Origin of the sequence: Streptomyces sp. JH002, from assembly GCF_050916115.1 — a bacterium.
Classification (GTDB): domain Bacteria; phylum Actinomycetota; class Actinomycetes; order Streptomycetales; family Streptomycetaceae; genus Streptomyces; species Streptomyces xiamenensis.
This window is the reverse complement of sequence record NZ_CP087989.1, coordinates 1,744,050-1,761,589: the sequence shown is the minus strand read 5'-3', so window position 1 is coordinate 1,761,589 and position 17,540 is coordinate 1,744,050. Positions and strand designations below refer to the sequence as shown.

The following is a 17,540-nucleotide window of genomic DNA, read 5'->3' as shown; positions in this document are numbered from 1 at the left end:
GCATCCGGCCGACCCCGGCACGCGACGCCATCGGCGTCCGGGCGAAGGGACAACCGGGAAGAACACCCCGGTCGTTTCCCGGGCCCGTATCCATGCCGATGGCCCCTCCCGCGCTCACCGAACGCGGAAGGGGCCATGGCGCTGGGCCGCCGTACGGGCGCCGGCCGTTACAGCGCGACCAGGACCTTGCCCCGGTTGCCCTCCTGGCCGGTGTACAGCGAGCGGTACGCGCCCGGCAGCGCGTCGAAGCCCTGGTGGATGGTCTGGTGGTAGACCAGCTCACCCTTGCGGATCAGCCCGCCCACCTCCTCGTGCAGCGCCTCGACCATCTCCTCCGTGTACCACTCGTCGGCGAAGATCCCTCGGATCGTGGTGCGCGGGAACATGATGTACGGCAGCAGCCGCGGCCCGGTCCAGTCCCCGTTGACCGTGGTGGCCCACTGCCAGCACACCGCCACCTGGGAGTGCACGTTGAGCATCGTGAACACCGCGTCCGTCACGGTGCCGCCCAGGTTGTCGAAGTACTTGTCGATCCCGTTGGGCGCCGCCGCCGCCAGGGCCTCGCGCACCGTGTCCGTGTCGTCGCCCTGCCGGTAGTGCACCACGGCGTCGAAGCCCAGCTGCGTCAGATACGCGGCCTTCCCCGGCGAGGACGTGGTGCCCACCACCCGGGCCCCGGCCCGCTTGGCGAGCTGACCCACCAGGGTGCCCACCGTCCCGGAGGCGCCACTGATCACCACGGTGTCCTCGGAGCCCACCGTCAGGAACGTCTTCAGCGTGCCGAACGCGGTGATCCCCGGAGTGCCCATCACACCCAGCGCCGTGGACAGCGGCAGCGCCTCGTCGTACCGGCGCGGGTCCAGCTTGCGGAACGGCGGCAGCTGGACGGCGAACTCGGCGCCCTCGTCGTCCCACCCGCTGGGCCCCCCGGTGGACACCAGATGGCTGCACCAGCCGCCGTACCCCTGCACCAGGTCCCCGACCTGGAAGCGGGCGCGCGGCCCCGCCATCTCCACCTCCATGATCGAGTCACCGCGCACGGTGTCCCCGATCGGCGTCTGGAGCGAGAGGCCCACCAGATACGGGTCCACCGACACGTACCGGGTGCGCAGCAGCATCTGATCGTCCGCCAGCGAAGCGGGATCGAACTCCCGCGTCACCTTCCGGTAGATCCGGTCGGTGTCCGGGACCCCCGGGATGTGCTCGGCGATCACCCATGTGTGTACCTGCACTACACGCTCCTCGACGATGTGACGGTGTTGTCGGTACCGGTGGCGGAGCCGCCGCCGGTGGTCTGGGCGGGGAACCCGGCGGTCAGATCCGGCACGCCGGGGTGCTTGCCCACCGCGATGGAGACCTGGGTGGGCGGCGGCGCGCTCTCGTCCACGCTGGCCGTGAACTCCCGCCCGTCGTCCCGGCAGATCACCTGCGTGACCTGCCGGCCCGAGGCCACCGCCCGGATCAGCCCGCCGACGGTGACCCACACCCCGGCCAGATAGAAGTTGGAGAGCCCCGGCAGCACCGGGCCGTTCTTGTTGATCTCCACCTCCACGGTCTCCCCGCCGTCCACGAACGGCTGCCAGCCGGGGAACCCGCCGTTGTAGGTGCCCGTGTAGCGCACCTGCGTCAGCGGCGTGGACACGTCCCGCACGGCGACCGCGTCCTTGAGACCGGGGAACCGCTCGTCCAGGAAGTTCTCGATGGTGATCCGCGCCTGCCGCTTGGCCTGCGTGTACGCCTTGCCGTGCTTGACCGGCAGGGTGTGCAGCACCTGACCGCGCCGCACCCGGCCCGCCTGCTCCGGCACGTCGTCGCGCAGCGCCCGCCACGGCTCGGCCTCCGAGAAGTACGTGGCGAAGATGACCGTGGTCTCGCGCGGCGACAGCTCCGGGTAGTGGCAGCTGCGGAACTGCACGTTCATGCTGGGATGCCGCATGCCGGTGAGCTTCGCCGCCATGCTGTCCTCCAGCACGTACGTGGTGCACGGCTCGCCCTCGGGGAACGGTCGGCGCAGCCCCAGGAACAGCGAGACATAGCCGGGGGAGATCGTGCCCACCTCGTCGATGGTCTCGGTGAGCAGCTTGCGCCAGGTGTCGTTGAGATACCGGCCGCCGAGCATCCCCATGGCGGTGGTGTGCAGATCGGCCGCCGACACCACGATGTCGGCGCGGAACTCGCGGCCGTCGGTGAGCCGCACCCCCACCGCCTTGTCGTGCTCGACGAGGATCTTCTCCACCTTGGCGTTGTAGGTGATCTCCCCGCCGAGCCCCGTGTACCGCCGCTCCACGGAGCGGGCCAGCTCCAGGGAGCCGCCCTCGGGCACCCCCGCTGAGCCGTTGGCGTGCGAGGCCAGCTGGAACCAGAAGGGCAGGACGGGGAAGTCGGCGTGCTTCTCGTACAGCACGTAGTTGAACGCTTCGCGCAGCACCGGGTGCTGGAACTTCTCGGCGTAGTCCGTCATCAGCTCGGTGATGGACTTGCGGATGGCGTTGAAGTACGGCAGGAACGAGGCCAGCATCTTCCACCGCTCCCACCGCCCCATCAGCCCCACCGGCTTGAGGAACGGATAGACGGCCAGCGCCTTCTGGAAGGTGCGCACCCCGTCGCAGAAGTTCTTGATGCGGCGGGCGTCGGCCGGGGAGATCTCCAGCAGGTGCGCCTGGAGCCGGTCCGGGTCGGAGTAGAAGTACACCGGCTGGCCGCCGCGCACCCGCACGATGTTGAACACGTCGAACTGGCGCATCTCCTTGCCCTGCAACGCCCCCAGTTCCATCCAGATCTGGTACATCTCGTTGCCGGGACCGCTGCCGAGCAGCCAGCTGACGCACCAGTCGAAGGTGAAGTCCCCGCGCTCCCAGGCGGTGCAGGAACCGCCCGGGATCTCGTGCATCTCGAAGACCCGCGTGGCGTAGCCGTTCATCTGCGCGTAGCAGCCGGTGGACAGGCCCCCCAGGCCGCCGCCGATGATGATCATCGACTGCCTGCCCGGGGTGCCGGAGGTGGTGGGGGATGACATGGCGCTGTGCTCCTTGGTGTCGACCGCCGGCTGAACGAAAGGCGTCATACCTCGCCATCACCGCCGGTGAGAATGCCGCGCGCCAGGCGCGCGTTGTGCTCGACCGTCCCCGGATCGAGCATGTCGGCGTGCCGGCCCACCCCGCGCAGCACTTCGGTTCCGGTACGGGAGGCGCCGTGCCAGCTGCCCTCGGCGCCGCTGTCGTACGCGGCCGCGTTCTCCTCGTCACTGATCACCGCGATCCGGGCCCCGATGGAGCCGGGGTTGGCGGTGCGGCCGGTGAACTCCAGGTAGTCCTTGGCCTGTTCCCGCGTCTTCTCCGCGACCAGCGCCGAGCCGGTGTGCTTGCGCAGATGCCCGGCCAGCTCGCGCTCGAAGACGGCCAGGTGCTCCGGGCCCAGCTCGTAGGACTCCGTCACCCTCAGCGAGTCGATGATGACGACGTGGCGCACGGTGCGGCCGCGCCGCTCCAGCTCCTTGGCGACCTCGAAGGCGAGGTTGCCGCCCAGCGAGTAGCCGAGCAGGTCGATCTCGCCCTCCGGCCGGTGCCCGGCCACCAGGTCGGCGTACCCGCTCACCTTGTCCTCGCCCATCAGGTAGTTGAAGGCGAGGAACTCGAACTCCGGCAGCCGCGCCGCGAACTCCCGGTAGACCAGGCCGTGGCCACCGGCAGGCGGGAAGCAGAAGACCGTGCCCGCCGCGGCGTTCTCGTTGAACCGCAGATACGGCAGCGACCCCTCGATCTCCCCGGTGACGATCCGCTCGACGGTCTTGGCCATGCCGTGCAGCGTCGTCACCTGGAACAGCCGGCTGACCGGGATGGAGATCCCGAACTCGGCCTGCAGGTGGTAGATCAGCTCGATCAGCCGGATGGAGCTGCCACCGGTCTCGAAGAAGTCGTGGCCCAGACCCGGCCCGGGGGCCTCGATGCCCAGCAGCCGCTGCCAGTGCTCGGCCATCCGGGTCTCGTACAGCGTGACCGGGGCCTCGTACACCGGCCCGTCCGCGCCGTCGCCGGCGCGCGGGGCGGGCAGCGCCGCCACGTCCACCTTGCCGTTCGGGGTGAGCGGCAGGGCGGGCAGCTCGGTGAAGTGGGTGGGGATCATGAACGTCGGCAGATAGTCCGCCAGGCGCCGGCGCACCTCGCGCCAGTCCAGCACGGCACCCGGGGCCGCCACCCCGTACGCGCACAGCACGTTCTCGCCGCCCGCGTCCGGCCGTACGGTGACCTGCGCCTGGGCCAGCTCGGGGCAGGCCGCCAGCTGCGACTCGATCTCCCCGATCTCGATGCGGTGCCCGCGCACCTTGATCTGCGAGTCGGCCCGGCCCAGCAGATGGACGGTGCCGGCCGCGTCCCAGCGCGCGAGGTCACCGGTGCGGTACAGCCGTACCGCAGCGTCGCCGGACAGGGTGCGGGTACGGAACCGCTCCCCGGTCAGCTCCTCGTCGCCGAGGTAGCCGAGCGCCACACCGGCGCCGCCGATCCACAGCTCACCGGGGACACCGGGCGGCACCGGCTCGCCGCGCGAGTCCAGGATGTACAGCGCGCTGCCGGGGAACGGCCGCCCGATGGGCACCATCCGGCCGCCCTCCAGGTCGTCCGCGGGACCCTCGAACCAGGCGCTGTCGATGGTGGCCTCGGTGAGCCCGTACGAGTTCACCAGCCGCCGCGCGCCCAGCGCGCGCAGCCGCTCGTACTCCTCGGCCTTCCAGGAGTCCGAGCCCACGATCAGCAGCCGCAGGAAGTCCAGCCGGGCCCCGGTGTCCTCGCAGTGCCGCACCAGGGTGCGCACCACGGCGGGCACGAACTCGCCGCAGTCCACCCGTTCGGCGCGCATCGTCTCGTACAGCCGGGCGGTGTTGAACAGCAGCTCCCGGCCGACCAGCACCAGCGTGCCGCCCGAGCACAGGGCGCGGGTCAGGTCGCCGGTGAAGACGTCGAAGGAGGGGCTGGCCATCTGGAGATGGACCCGGATGTCGCCCTCCTCCAGGCGGTAGGCGTCGCGCCATCCGGCGTACACCGAGGCCAGGTTGCGGTGGCTGACCGCGACCGCCTTGGGACGCCCGGTGGAGCCCGAGGTGTAGATGACGTAGGCGGGGGAGTCGGGCCCCGGCTCGGCGTCCGGACCCACTTCGTCGGCCTCGCCCGCGAGCAGTTCCTCCAGGCCGACCACGGTGCCCGGCAGCCCCTCGGCCGCGCCGCCCGTCCCGCCGATCACCAGCGCGGCCCCGGCGTCGCGCACCATGTACGCGAGCCGGTCGGCCGGATAGTCCGGGTCAAGCGGCAGATAGGCGCCGCCCGCCTTGAGGACCGCCAGCACGGCGGTGATCAGCTCGGGCGACTTCTCCAGGCACAGCGCGACGACGGTGCCCTCGCGCACGCCGCGCGCCCGCAGCCGCCCGGCCAGTTCGCCCGCGCGCTCCTCCAGTTCGCCGTACGTCAGCCGCCGGGTCTCCCCGCTCTCGGCGGGCGCGGCCACCGCGACGGCCTGCGGGGTACGGTGCGCCGCCTCGGCGATCAGCCGGTGCACCGGCACCGGTTCCGCCTCCCCGCGCACTCCGGCCCCGCTCCACCCGGTGAGGATCCGCTCCCGCTCGCCGCCCGACAGCATCCGCAGTCCACCGGTGGCGGCGTCGGCCGGCGCGGCGGTCAGCGACTCCAGCAGCCGCGTGTAGTGCCCGGCGAGCCGCCGGATCGTCTCCGCCTCGAAGAGGTCGGTGTTGTACTTGAAGACGCAGTGGAACCGCCCGTCCGCCTCCTCCTCGTACGCGGAGAGCGTCAGGTCGAACTGGCCCTCCTCCTCGGGCAGCTCGATGTACTCCAGCTTGTAGCCGTACTTCTCGGTCGCCACCTTGTGGTGCAGCAGGATGAACATCGCCTGGAAGACCGCCGACCGGCTCGGGTCGTGGGCCAGCCCCAGCTGCTCCACCAGCAGCGTGAACGGGTACTCCTGGTGGTCCAGACCGCCCAGCACCGTGGTGCGCACCTGGTCCAGCAGCTCGGCCACCGTGGGGTCACCGGCCAGCGAGGCGTGCAGCGGCAGCGGGTTCACGAAGTACCCGTAGACGGAGCCGAACTCCTCCTGGGTGCGGCCGGTGACGGGGGAGCCGACGATGATGTCGTCCTGCCCCGAATAGCGGTGCAGCAGCAGGTAGTACGCGCTCAGCAGCACCATGAAGACGGTGACGTTGTGCTCCCGCGCCAGCGCGTGCACCCGGGCGCTCAACTCCGCGTCCAGCGCGAAGAACTCGGACGCCCCGTTGTGGGTGAGCACCGCCGGGCGCGGCTTGTCGGTGGGCAGCGCCAGCACCGGCACCTCCTCCGGCAGCTGCCCCCGCCAGTACGCGAGCATCTTCTGCGCCTCGCGGCCGGCCAGGAACGCGTTCTGCCAGTTGAGGAAGTCCAGGTAGCGGGCGGACACCGGCGGCAGTTCGACGTCGTGGCCCTGCCGCAGCCCCTCGTACAGGGACAGCAGTTCCTCGATGAAGGTGAAGGTGGAGATGGCGTCCGAGATGATGTGGTGGACGGCCTTGGTGATGACCCAGCGGTCCGGGCCGCGCCGGAAGAGGCGGAACCGGATCAGCGGATCGGTCGCCAGGTCGTACGGCTTGCGGTACTCCTCGATGATCATCCGGTAGATGTCGTCCCACGCGCGGTCCTCGACGTCGAAGAGCGCGATGTCCTCCTTGATCTCCGGGGAGATCCGCTGCACCGCCTGCCCCTCCACCAGCAGGAAGTTCGCCCGCAGCACGGGATGCCGGGCCAGCAGCCGGCGGAACGCCTCGAACATCAGGTCCGGGTCCAGCTCCACCCGCACCTCGACGGCGCCGCCGATGTTGTACGCGTAACCGTCCGGGTTCAGCTGCTTGAGGAACCACAGGGCCTTCTGGTTCTGCGTCAGCGGGAACTCGGCCTCGTCCTCGAACCGCTCCACCGCCGTCACGGCGGCGCCGCTGCCCTCCTCGGCCAGCAACTCCTCCAGGCCCTCGTGCAGCTGGGTGATCAGGTCCCCGGCCGGCGCGCTGGACAGCAGCGCCACCACCGGCAGCGCGATGCCCACCTCGGCCACCACCCGGGCCCGCAGCTCCATTGCCAGCAGCGAGTCGAGCCCCAGCAGATTCAGGCTGACCGCCGGATCCACCTGCTCGGCCCGCACCCGCAGCACACCCGCCACCAGCGTCGTGAACCGCTCGGTCAGCAGCAGCCGCCGCTTGTCCGCGGTCGCCTCCCGGAACGCGTCCAGGAAACTGCCGTCGCCCTCGGACCCAGGGCCCTGGGCGGTGGCCGCCAGCTCCGTGACCAGCCGCGGCGGCGAGGCGTACCAGGACATGAACACCGGCCAGTCCACGACCGTGGCCACCAGCAGCTGCGCCCGGTCCTGCCCGATGACCCGCTCCAGCACCGCCATGCCCGCCTCGGGCGCCAGCGAGGACATGCCCCGGCTGTTGCGGTAGTGGTCGATCAGGCCCAGTTCCTCGATCATGCCGGTGGCCCACGGGCCCCAGTCCAGCGCCAGCGCCGGCAGCCCCTGCGCGCGGCGGTGGTGCGCCAGCGCGTCCAGGAAGGCGTTCCCCGCCGCGTAGTTGGTCTGCCCGGCCGTCGTCAGCCAGGCCGCGACCGAGGCGAACAGCACGAAGTGCTCCAGCGGTTCGCCGCTCAGCTGCCGGTGCAGCAGCGCCGCGCCCACCACCTTCGGGTCGTGGACGGCGTCGAACACCTCCCGGTCCATCTCCGGCACCAGGGTGTCGCGCACCTGCCCGGCCAGATGGAACACCCCGCGGATCGGCGGGCCCTGGGCGCGCCGGTACCCGGCCAGCCAGCCGGCCAGCGCGTCCTCGTCGGTGATGTCCAGCGGCGCGAGAATCGGCTGCGCGCCCAGCGCCTCCAGCTCCTTGAGGAAGGCCACGTGCCGCCCGGCGGGCGAGTGCGGGTCCTGGTCGGCCCAGCGCTCGCGCTCCGGCAGCCGGGTGCGGCCCACCAGGATCAGCCGCCGCGCCCCGCGCCTGACCAGCGTGCGGCACAGCAGCCTGCCGAGCGCGCCGAACGCGCCGGTCACCAGGTAGCTGCCGTCCGGGCGCAGCCGCAGGGGCAGCGGCCTGCTCAGCCCTTCGGCGGCCACCAGCCGGCTGGTGTGCCGCTCCCCGGCGCGCAGCGCGATCTCGTCCTCGCGCTCGGCGGCCCCGGAGGGGTCGGCCAGTTCGCGCAGCAGCGCGGACGCGTCCTCCTCGATGTCGCCGTCGGCCGCCAGGTCGATCAGCTTGCCGCCGCGCCCGGCCAGTTCCTGCTGCCACAGCACCCGGCCGATGCCCCAGGCGGGCGCGCCCAGCGGCTCCACCGGCTCACCGGGGAGCACGCACTGGGCGGCTCTGGTGACGATGTGCACGGGGGTCCCGCCGTGCCGTTCCGGGTCGGCGAGCAGCGCCTGGGTGAGGGCGATCAGGGCGTACGCGCCGGTGGAGGCGATGTCCGCGAACCGCCCGCGCGGCGCGTCGGCCAGCGCAGGCCGGTCCAGGTTCCACAGGTGGACGACGCCGTCCACCCGGCCGAGATCGGCGAGCAACCGCCGCAGGTCATCGGCGGATCCGGGGACGACGGTGGCGGTCCTCGCCGTGTGGTCCAGACCGTACGCGGCCCCGGGCCGCACCAGAAGTGCCTCGCCGCCGGCCTCGCCGATCAGCGCGGCCAGCCGCCGCGCGACCCCGCCCGCGTCGGCGAACAGCACGTGCCGCCCGGCCGCCGGCAGGGCGGACGACGCCTCGGGCAGGGGGCGCGGCACCCAGCTCAGTTCGGTGAGCCAGCTGTCGATGGTGGACAGCCCCACGGTGGTGGCGGCCTTCTCCACATCGGCGGCGCGGAATCCGGCGATGCGGCCCAGCGGCGTACCGTCGGCGCCGTCGTACACGGCGATGTCGCCGGTGAGTTCGTCCTCGTCCTCGCCGGTGACGGTGGCGTGCACCCACAGTTCGCGGTCGCCGACCGGGTCCAGCCGGACCTCGGCGATGGACAGCGGAAGCCGGATGCCGGTGCCCCCGGGCCCGGCGGGCGCGGTGAGCAACTGCGGGGTCAGCAGCGACTGGAAGCAGGAGTCGAGCAGCACCGGATGCATGTGGTGCGCCGCCGCGTCCGGGACGAGCCCCTGCGGCGGCCGGATCCGCGCCAGGGCTTCGCCCTCGCCGATCCACACCTCCTCGATGCCCTGGAAGGCGGGGCCGTAGTGGTAGCCGAGGGCGGCCAGTTCGGCGTAGCAGTCGGGGCCGCTCAGATGGCGGGCGGCGCGGGCCCGGACGGCGACGGTGTCCAGCGGCGCGGTCAGCCGACGGCGCTGGGCGGCCCGTACCGTACCGGTGGCGTGCACGGTCGGCTCGGCGCCGGGCGCGCCCACGGTGGCGATGGAGAACGCGGCGGCGTCGGAGGAGAAGGACAGCTGCACCGTCTGCGGCTCGCCGTCCGGCAGGAACAGCGCCTTGCGCAGCTCGACGCCGGCCAGCGCGGCGGTGCTGTGCTCACCACCGGTCAGCGACCGCATGGCCTGCGCGGCCATCTCCAGGTAGCCGGCGGCCGGGAACAGCACGGTGCCCTGGATGCGGTGGTCCTCCAGGTACGGGGCGGCCTCCGCGTCCAGCTTCACCTCCCACACCGGCTCGGCGCTCGCGGTGCGGCGGCCCAGCAGCGGGTGGTCGCGGTGGCCGAGCCGGATCTGCGCGACCGGGGCCGGCTCGACCCAGTAGCGGTCGCGCCGGAACGGGTAGCGCGGCAGCTCGGCCGGGCGCCCGGCGGGGTGCAGGGCGTGCCAGTCCACGGCGAAGCCGAGGCTGTGCAGCGCGGCGAGCGACAGGGTGAGGCGTTCGCGCTCATCGGCCTTGCGGCGGATGGAGGCCAGGGTGACGCTGTGCGCGTCGCGGGCCTCGCAGCACTCGCGCAGGGAGTGCGCGAGCACGGGGTGCGGGCCGATCTCCAGGAAGACGCCGTAGCCGTCGTCCAGCAGCCGGTCCACGGCGGCCCGGAAGTGCACGGCCTCGCGCACATTGCGCCACCAGTAGTCGGCGTCCAGCTCCGTGCCCTGCGCGACGGTGCCCGGCAGCGCGGTGAGGTACAGCGGCAACTTCGCCTGCTGCGGCTTGAGATCGGCGAGCGAGGTCAGCAGCTCGTCCTTGATCAGCTCCATGCGGGGGCTGTGGTACGGGACGCCGACCTCCAGGAAGCGGGCGAAGATGTCCTCCGCGCCCAGCTCGGCGGCGATCACCTCCAGCGCCTCGGTGTCCCCGGCCAGGGTGATGGAGGTGGGGCTGTTGACGGCGGCGATGGAGACCCGGTCGCCGTGCGGACGCACCCGGCGGGCGGCCTCCGCCTCGGTGAGGCTGACGGCGAGCATGGAGCCGGTGCCGATGAGCTTCTGCTGGAGCCGGCTGCGGTGCACCACGATCTTCACGGCCTCGGGGAGGGTGTACACCCCGGCCTCGTAGAACGCGGCGACCTCACCGGTGCTGTGCCCGGTCACGGCGTCCGGCTGGATGCCCTTGCTGCGCCACAGGGCGGCCAGGGCGATCTGCACGGCGAAGTTGGCGGGCTGGGCGAGCCAGGTCTCGCTCATCCGGGAGTCGGCCTCGTCGGCGTTCAGCTCCTGGGTGAGGGACCAGCCGGTGAGCGCGGCGATCTCCTGGTCGCAGCGGTCGATGACCTCGCGGTAGACGGGCTCGCTCGCGTACAGCTGGCGGCCCATGGCCCACCACTGCGGGCCCATGCCGGTGAACACCCACACCAGTCTCCGGTCCAGGCCCTCGCGCTGGGTGCCGGCGACGGCACGCGGATGGCTCTCGCCGCGGGCGACGGCGCCGAGCACCTCGTCGAGGGCCTCGGGGGAGTCGTACACGACGGACAGCCGCTGCTCCAGATGCTGCCGCCGGTGGGCGAGGGTGTAGGCGGCGTCGCCCACCGGCAGGCCCTCGGCGAGACGTTCGCGCAGGCCGGCGGCGATGGCGGGAAGGGCTTCGGGGTCGCGGGCGCTGAGCGGCAGCACGGAGTACCCGTCGGTGGCCGGTGGCGCGGGCTCCGCGACGGTCGGCGGCGCCTCCTGGAGCAGGACGTGGGCGTTGGTCCCGCCGAAGCCGAAGGAGTTGACGCCGGCCCGGGCCGGCCCGCTGTGCTCGGGCCAGGGGGTGGGTTCGCGGGGGATCTCGTACGGCAGGGACGCCTCGTCGATCTGCGGGTTGAGCTTCTCCAGGTTGATGTGCGGCGGGATGATCTTGTGCTTGAGGCTGAGCACCGTCTTGATCAGCCCGGCGATGCCGGCGGCCGACTCGGTGTGCCCGATGTTGGTCTTCACCGAGCCGACGTACGTCCTGGCCCCCGGCTCGCGGCCGATGGACAGCGCGCGGCCGAGGGCATTGGCCTCCAGCGGGTCGCCGACGGGGGTGGAGGTGCCGTGCGCCTCGACGTACTGCAGGCTGCCGGGGGTGACGCCGGCGCCGGCGCAGACCCGCTCGATCAGGGCGACCTGGGCGTCGGGGTTGGGCACGGTGATGCCGTTGGTGCGGCCGTCCTGGTTGACGCCGCTGCCGATGATGACGGCGTGGATGGGGTCGCCGTCGCGCTGCGCGTCCGCGAGGCGCTTGATGGCGACCATGCCGACGCCCTCGGCGCGCACATAGCCGTTGGCGGTGGCGTCCAGGGCGCGCGAGCGGCCGTCGGGGGAGAGGAACCCGCCCTTGGTCTCGGCGATGGTGTACTGCGGCGCCATGTGCAGCAGGGTGCCGCCGGCCAGGGCGACGGAAGTCTCGCCGCGGCGCAGGCTCTGGCAGGCGAGGTGGACGGCGACCAGGGAGCCGCTGCACGCGGTGTCGACGGAGACCGAGGGGCCGCGGAAGTCGAAGCAGTACGAGATCCGGTTGGACACCATCGTCATCATGGTGCCGGTGGCGGTGTGCGCGGCCAGGGTCTCGAAGCCGAGGTCGGCGAACTGCAGGATCTTGTAGTCGAGGGTGAACGCCCCGACGTACACCCCGACATCGGTGCCGGCCAGCTCGGCGGGCTTGAGGCCGCCGTCCTCCAGCGCTTCCCAGGCGACCTCCAGGAGCTTCCGCTGCTGGGGGTCCATGTGCTCGGCCTCGCGCGGGCTGATGCCGAAGAAGGCGGGGTCGAACTCGTCGAAGCCGTCGATGTATCCACCGCGTCCGCCGACCAGCCGGCCGGGCTTGGCCTTGTCGCCGCTGCCCAGGGTGCGGGTGTCGTAGCGGTCGGCGGGGGTGTCGGTGATGCAGTCCTTGCCGTCGAGGAGGTTGCGCCAGAAGGTCCGGTAGTCGCTGGCGCCGCCGGGCAGGCGGCAGCCGATGCCGACGATGGCGAACGCGTCGTCCTGGGACGGGACGGGCGTGGGGACGTCGGGTTCGGGGACGGGGGCAGGGTGGTGCATGGAATCCATCGTGAGAATCCTTGGGTGATGGCGCGTGGGGCGGATCAGGCGATTCGAGCGGGAATCCTGGTCAGCCCGTTGGGGGACAGCGCCGCGGTAAGGACAGAGAAGTCTGAAGAACAGATATGCGAATGCCGCTGACGAACGGCATGGCGGAACGCGGAACGAGAACCCCCCTCGTGGACAGGCGCAGGCCGATGACAACCCCGTAGGTGTTTATGGGGATTGTGTGTTGCGGCTGCGCGGTTGAAGCCTGCCTTATGAAGATCGAATAGGCCAATAGGGTTACGCGGGGGGCGCGCGGAGCGCCTTTGCGCGCTACCGGTCATACAAAAGGGGTGGGCGTTCCGGATTTCGGATCGCCCACCCCTCGGGTGCGAATATCAGTTCAGAAGTTCGGTCATCTGATCGATTTCAGCGGACTGGGAGGAGATGATGTCCTGCGCCATCTCCAAGGCGGGCGCGAAGGACCCCTGCCGCTCCAGCTCCCGCGCCATCTCGACCGCGCCCTCGTGGTGCACGATCATCAGCCGCAGGAATGCGGCGTCGAATTCCGCGCCGGAGGAGCTCTCCAGCTCTCCCATGTCCTCTTCGGACATCATGCCGCTCATGTCGTGCCCGCCGTGGTCCGCCGGCTCGGCGTCCCAGTCGGAGAGCCACGACCGGAGCGTGTCGATCTCCGGCCCCTGGGCCTGCTCGATGACGGCGGCGAGATCCCGCACAGCATCCGATCCGGCGCGCTCGGCGGCGAGTCCGGACATCTCGATGGCCTGCTCGTGGTGCGGGATCATGCCCTGGACGAAGGCGAGATCCGCCGCGTTGAAAGCGTCGGAGACCGGTGCGCCGCCGTGCTGGGAATGTCCGCCCGGCCCATCGGAATCGCTCCCGCAGCCGGCGGTGAACAGCAATGCGGAGGTGACGGCGGCGGCGCTGAGCGCCCGCGCCGCGAAACGGTACGAGGTCATGGTGGAGAAACAGCTTTCTGTGCAGTGCTGAGGTGTCGGACGCGTCGGTGCACGACGCGCCTATATACGCAGCGACTGCAGAGAACTCAGCGAAGGCGGCGCGCCGCCCCCAGCCTCCGGCCGGGGCTGCCCCCAGGGCGGGCCGGGCCCGGCGAACTCCCGCGCGGCGACGACCGGCGGCACCGTGACCCCACTGGTCACCCCCGCCCCGGCGCCGACCGGGGCCGGCGCCCCGCCGACCCCACCCGCCACACAGTCCGGGTCCGCGTGGTCGAGATGCGCCGCGCCACCGGCGTCGTGCGCGGGCGCGGCGGCCTCCGTGTGATGCGCGGGGGAGATGACGACCCCCGGCGCGAGCGCGTGCATGGCGAACACCCCGGCGAGTACCGCCAGGATCAGCAGCGCGCCACGGACCCGGTTCACGCCCGCCATCCTACGGGGGTACCCCCGGTGGGTACCGGTGGGGGTCCGGCGGAACCGTAAGGGGTCCCACCCGAGGGGCCGCTATACACGGAACGTATAGTTGTTCGACCGTCCGGCCGGCCCGGGCGTGGGGGAGAAGACGACCGTTCCACCTGGGGGGATTCCCGCTCCATGCGACTCAACAAGCCCGCGACCGCCGTCGCGGCGGCCCTGACCCTGACCGTGACGCTCGCCCTGACCGGCTGCTCGGCGGAGCGGATATCGCCCGAGAGCGTGCGCGACAAGGCCGACGAGAAGTCCGGCGGCGCGTTCGGCTCGGTGGACTGCCGCGAGGCCAAGTGCGTCGCCCTCACCTTCGACGCCGGCCCGGGCCCGTACACGGCCGAACTGCTGGACATCCTGGCCGAGGAAGAGGTCCCCGCGACGCTCTTCCTGCTCGGCAAGAAGCACATCGACACCTATCCCGAACTCGTGGTGCGCTCGGCCCAGGAAGGGCACGAGCTGGCCAACCACACCTGGACCCACCCCCGACTCACCGAGGTGGACCGGGACGAGGTGCGCGACCAGCTGCTGCGCACCAACGAGGCCATCGAGGAACTCACCGGGCAGACCCCGACGCTCATGCGCCCGCCGCAGGGCCGCACCGACGACACGGTCGCCGAGGTCTGCGAGGAACTGGGCCTGGCGCAGGTCCTGTGGTCCGTCACGGCCAAGGACTACTCGACCAACGACTCGGACCTGATCACCGAGCGCGTCCTGGACCAGGTCGACCGCGACGGCATCATCCTGCTGCACGACATCTACGAGGGCACCGTCCCCGCCGTCCCCGGCATCATCGAGGCACTGAAGGCCGACGGATACACCTTCGTCACCGTCTCCCAGCTGATGGCGCCCGGCGTACCCGAACCGGGCAAGGTCTACCGCTGACCGACCCGGTGGCCGCGCCCCGGCCGGCTGTGAGCCGCCCCGAGCGGTGGCGGCCGGGGGCGGCCGGTGTCACGCTGGCTGATGAGGCTGACGTGACAAGGGAGGACTTCCGTGCTGACCACCGACTTCGTCCCCGGCTCCCCCTGCTGGCTCGACCTCGGCGCCCCGGACCCGGAGACGACCGCCGCCTTCTACGGCGCGGTCCTGGGCTGGACCTTCCAGCCCATGGGTCCGGAGGGCTCGGGGTACGGGGTCCTGCAGAGCGAGGGCCGCACGGTGGCCGGCCTGGGCCGCCTCACGGAGGAGGGCGCCCGCTCGGCGTGGATGCTCTACTTCGCCACCACCGACGCGGACGCCACCGCCGACGCCGTGACGAACGCGGGCGGCACCGTCCGGGTCGTCCCCACCGGCATGGACGACGAACACCGCATGGCCCAGTTCACCGATCCCCAGGGCGGCCAGTTCGCGGTCTTCGAACCCCGCGACGACCGGGGCGTGGAGGCGGTGGACGTCCCCGGCTCCCTGTCCTGGACCGAGCTGTACACCCCGGACGGCGCGGCGGCGAAGACCTTCTACACGGCGGTGTTCGGCTGGCAGTACTCCGAGATGCCCCTGCCGGGTGACAGCGGCACGTACTCCCTGATCACCCCGGCCACGGCGGACGAGAGCCGCATGCAGGGCGGGCTGATGCAACTTCCCCCCGACGCCCTGACGCTGACGAACGGCGCGGCGTACTGGCACCCCGTCTTCACCACGACGGACTGCGACGCGGCCACGGCCACGGTCACCCGGAACGCGGGCACGGTGCAGATGGGCCCCGAAACGGCGGAAGGCGTCGGCCGCCTGTCGGTCTGCGCCGACCCCAACGGCGCGGACTTCGTCCTGCTGACTCCGGAGACCTGAGCCGTTACCTCAACGTGCCGACGAAGGCCCGCCAGGCCCCGTGCCGGAACACCAGCACGGGCCCGGCGGGCTGCTTGCTGTCCCGCACGGGTATGACCCCGGGTATGTCATCGGCGACCTCGACGCACTCGCCCTCTCCTCCGCTGTAACTGCTGAAGCGCCACACGAGGTGGCTCAGGTCCGTCGACGGGTTCATGATCTGTGCTCCTTGGCGATGCGCCTGATCAGCTGCACTGATTCCGTCGGCGGCAGCGCTGTGGTGCGAGCGTCGTCGAAGAGCTCGCGGTAGCGGGCGACCTCGGACTCGCTTTCCCGCCAGAAATTGCCGGTCGGGGTCTCCGTGAGCACGAGATCCAGGGCTGACACCTGCGGAAAGCTCAGCAACAAGTACGGGCCGAACATACCGGAATGCGCACCGCGCGAGAACGGCAGCACCTGAACGGTGACGTTGGGCTGTTCCGTCATGGCGGCCACGTGCTCCAGCTGTCGGCGCATGACCGCCGGCCCGCCCACCTGCTGACGGAGAACTCCCTCGGCCAGAACAGCCCAGAACTGCAAGGGGTTCTCCGCTGTGAGCCGTTCCTGGCGGGCGAGCCGCACCCGGACGAGTTGTTCCAGCTCGTCCGGCGACCGCCAGGAGCGCGACGTGACAGCGATCGCCCGTCCGTACTCCGCGGTCTGTAGCAGCCCCGGAACGAGCTGGGCCTGGAAGGCTTTCATCCCGGCGCTCATGTCCTCCATCTCGATGTAGTCGAGATAGGAATCGGTGAGGAGTGAGCCGTACTGATGCCACCAGCCGTCCCGGCGCCGCCGATTGGCGGTGCGGGCCAGGGATTCCAGCCGCCTCCGCGTGCCCGTGTCCGTCACGTCGTAGGCGAGAAGCATGGCGGACAGATCCGGAAGCCGTACAGCCACTCGGCCGTTCTCGATACGGCTGATCTTGCCCTTGGTGCAATCCAGTGCCTGTGCGGCCTGCGCCGTGGTCAGACCTGCCGCGTCGCGCAATCGGCGCAGATCCTCACCGAGCTGACGGCCAAGGACAGTTGACGGGTTCGGGGCAGACCCCTTGGCATCCATGTCAACAGATCTATCAGAGCTGTCGCTTGAACGAGGAAAGTGTTAACTCGAAAGAGCGAAAGATGGCGTGATGCCCTTTGGCAACGTTGCAGATTATGCGCATTCTGCTGCCGTGCCGACATTCAGCGACCCCCGAGGGGCTGTCATGGCAGAACACCGCGACTCGTCCGACGTCACCGTCCGTCTCTTCCGGCGCCGCAGCAGCGTCCCGCGCGCTCGCCGCCTGGTGCGATCCGTCCTGACCGACTGGACCATCGATCCGGACGTCACGGACCGGGCGGAACTGGTGATCTCCGAACTGGTCACCAACGCCATCAGGGTGCGTGTCCCCGGCGACCGCCTCGTGGAGATGCGGCTCGTACGCCCGCACGCGGACCGGCGCTTGCTCCTGGAGGTGAGCGACGCGGGCGCGGGCAAGCCGCTGCTCAGGGTTCCCGACCAGGACGAACCGAACGGTCGGGGGCTGCTGCTGGTCGAAGCACTGGCGGACTACTGGGGGTGCGCTCCGCGCGACGGCGGGATCGGCAAGACGGTGTGGGCCGTCATCCTCGTCCCGGGCGAGCCCCCGCGACCGCCCGCCACGGACATGACGGCCGTCCGCGTACAGCCCGGCCAGTGCGTCAGGACGGCGGACGGCTGGCACACCGTCCGCACCGTACGGTCCACCCGTTACGCCGCGCAGGGCCCGGCCATCGTCCTCGCCTTCGACGACGGCACCCCGCCCCTGCGCCTGCACGCCGGCGAGCAACTGACCGTCCGCGCCGGTGAAGACGGGCGGGACGCAGCCATGGGTTAGCCCGCACCGCCCGCCGCTCGCGG

10 protein-coding genes are annotated in these 17,540 nt (G+C 71.4%); 3 read left to right on the top strand and 7 right to left on the bottom strand.

Going from position 1 to position 17,540, the window contains the following annotated elements; genetic code table 11:
- Positions 1-167: 167 nt before the first annotated feature.
- The 5 genes from H7827_RS07540 to H7827_RS07520 form a co-directional block, all read right to left on the bottom strand.
- The gene (locus H7827_RS07540) at positions 168-1,232 is read right to left on the bottom strand and encodes an MDR family NADP-dependent oxidoreductase (RefSeq protein ID WP_432743636.1); all 1,065 of its coding nucleotides are present in this window, start codon (positions 1,230-1,232) and stop codon (positions 168-170) included.
- On the bottom strand, positions 1,232-3,016 hold the full coding sequence (locus H7827_RS07535; protein WP_432743634.1) for a phytoene desaturase family protein: 1,785 nt from the start codon (positions 3,014-3,016) through the stop codon (positions 1,232-1,234). The genes H7827_RS07540 and H7827_RS07535 overlap by 1 nt, the downstream gene beginning before the upstream one ends.
- A 44-nt stretch (positions 3,017-3,060) precedes the next feature.
- Positions 3,061-12,426 (bottom strand): amino acid adenylation domain-containing protein, encoded by a 9,366-nt coding sequence (locus tag H7827_RS07530; RefSeq protein WP_432743632.1) that lies wholly within the window; start codon positions 12,424-12,426, stop codon positions 3,061-3,063.
- Positions 12,427-12,809: 383 nt separating this feature from the next.
- A complete protein-coding gene (locus H7827_RS07525; RefSeq protein ID WP_432743630.1) occupies positions 12,810-13,391 on the bottom strand; it encodes a DUF305 domain-containing protein in 582 nt (193 codons plus the stop codon).
- A gap of 60 nt (positions 13,392-13,451) precedes the next feature.
- Positions 13,452-13,823, bottom strand: coding sequence for a DUF6153 family protein (locus tag H7827_RS07520; protein WP_432743628.1), 372 nt, complete (start codon positions 13,821-13,823; stop codon positions 13,452-13,454).
- 162 nt (positions 13,824-13,985) lie between these two features.
- Between H7827_RS07520 and H7827_RS07515 the strand changes: the two genes are divergently transcribed.
- Together H7827_RS07515 and H7827_RS07510 are read left to right on the top strand one after the other, a co-directional pair.
- On the top strand, positions 13,986-14,741 hold the full coding sequence (locus H7827_RS07515) for a polysaccharide deacetylase family protein (protein WP_432743626.1): 756 nt from the start codon (positions 13,986-13,988) through the stop codon (positions 14,739-14,741).
- A gap of 111 nt (positions 14,742-14,852) precedes the next feature.
- Positions 14,853-15,644 (top strand): VOC family protein, encoded by a 792-nt coding sequence (locus H7827_RS07510; RefSeq protein WP_432743624.1) that lies wholly within the window; start codon positions 14,853-14,855, stop codon positions 15,642-15,644.
- A 4-nt stretch (positions 15,645-15,648) separates the two neighbouring features.
- Here the strand turns inward: H7827_RS07510 and H7827_RS07505 are convergent, their stop codons facing one another.
- Both H7827_RS07505 and H7827_RS07500 read right to left on the bottom strand, forming a co-directional pair.
- Complete coding sequence (locus H7827_RS07505; RefSeq protein WP_432743622.1) at positions 15,649-15,840, bottom strand: DUF397 domain-containing protein; 192 nt, start codon at positions 15,838-15,840, stop codon at positions 15,649-15,651.
- The gene (locus H7827_RS07500; RefSeq protein WP_432743620.1) at positions 15,837-16,721 is read right to left on the bottom strand and encodes a helix-turn-helix domain-containing protein; all 885 of its coding nucleotides are present in this window, start codon (positions 16,719-16,721) and stop codon (positions 15,837-15,839) included. The genes H7827_RS07505 and H7827_RS07500 overlap by 4 nt, the downstream gene beginning before the upstream one ends.
- A 145-nt stretch (positions 16,722-16,866) precedes the next feature.
- Here H7827_RS07500 and H7827_RS07495 point away from each other — a divergent pair, with 145 nt between their 5' ends.
- On the top strand, positions 16,867-17,517 hold the full coding sequence (locus H7827_RS07495; protein WP_432743618.1) for an ATP-binding protein: 651 nt from the start codon (positions 16,867-16,869) through the stop codon (positions 17,515-17,517).
- The last annotated feature ends 23 nt before the right edge of the window (positions 17,518-17,540 follow it).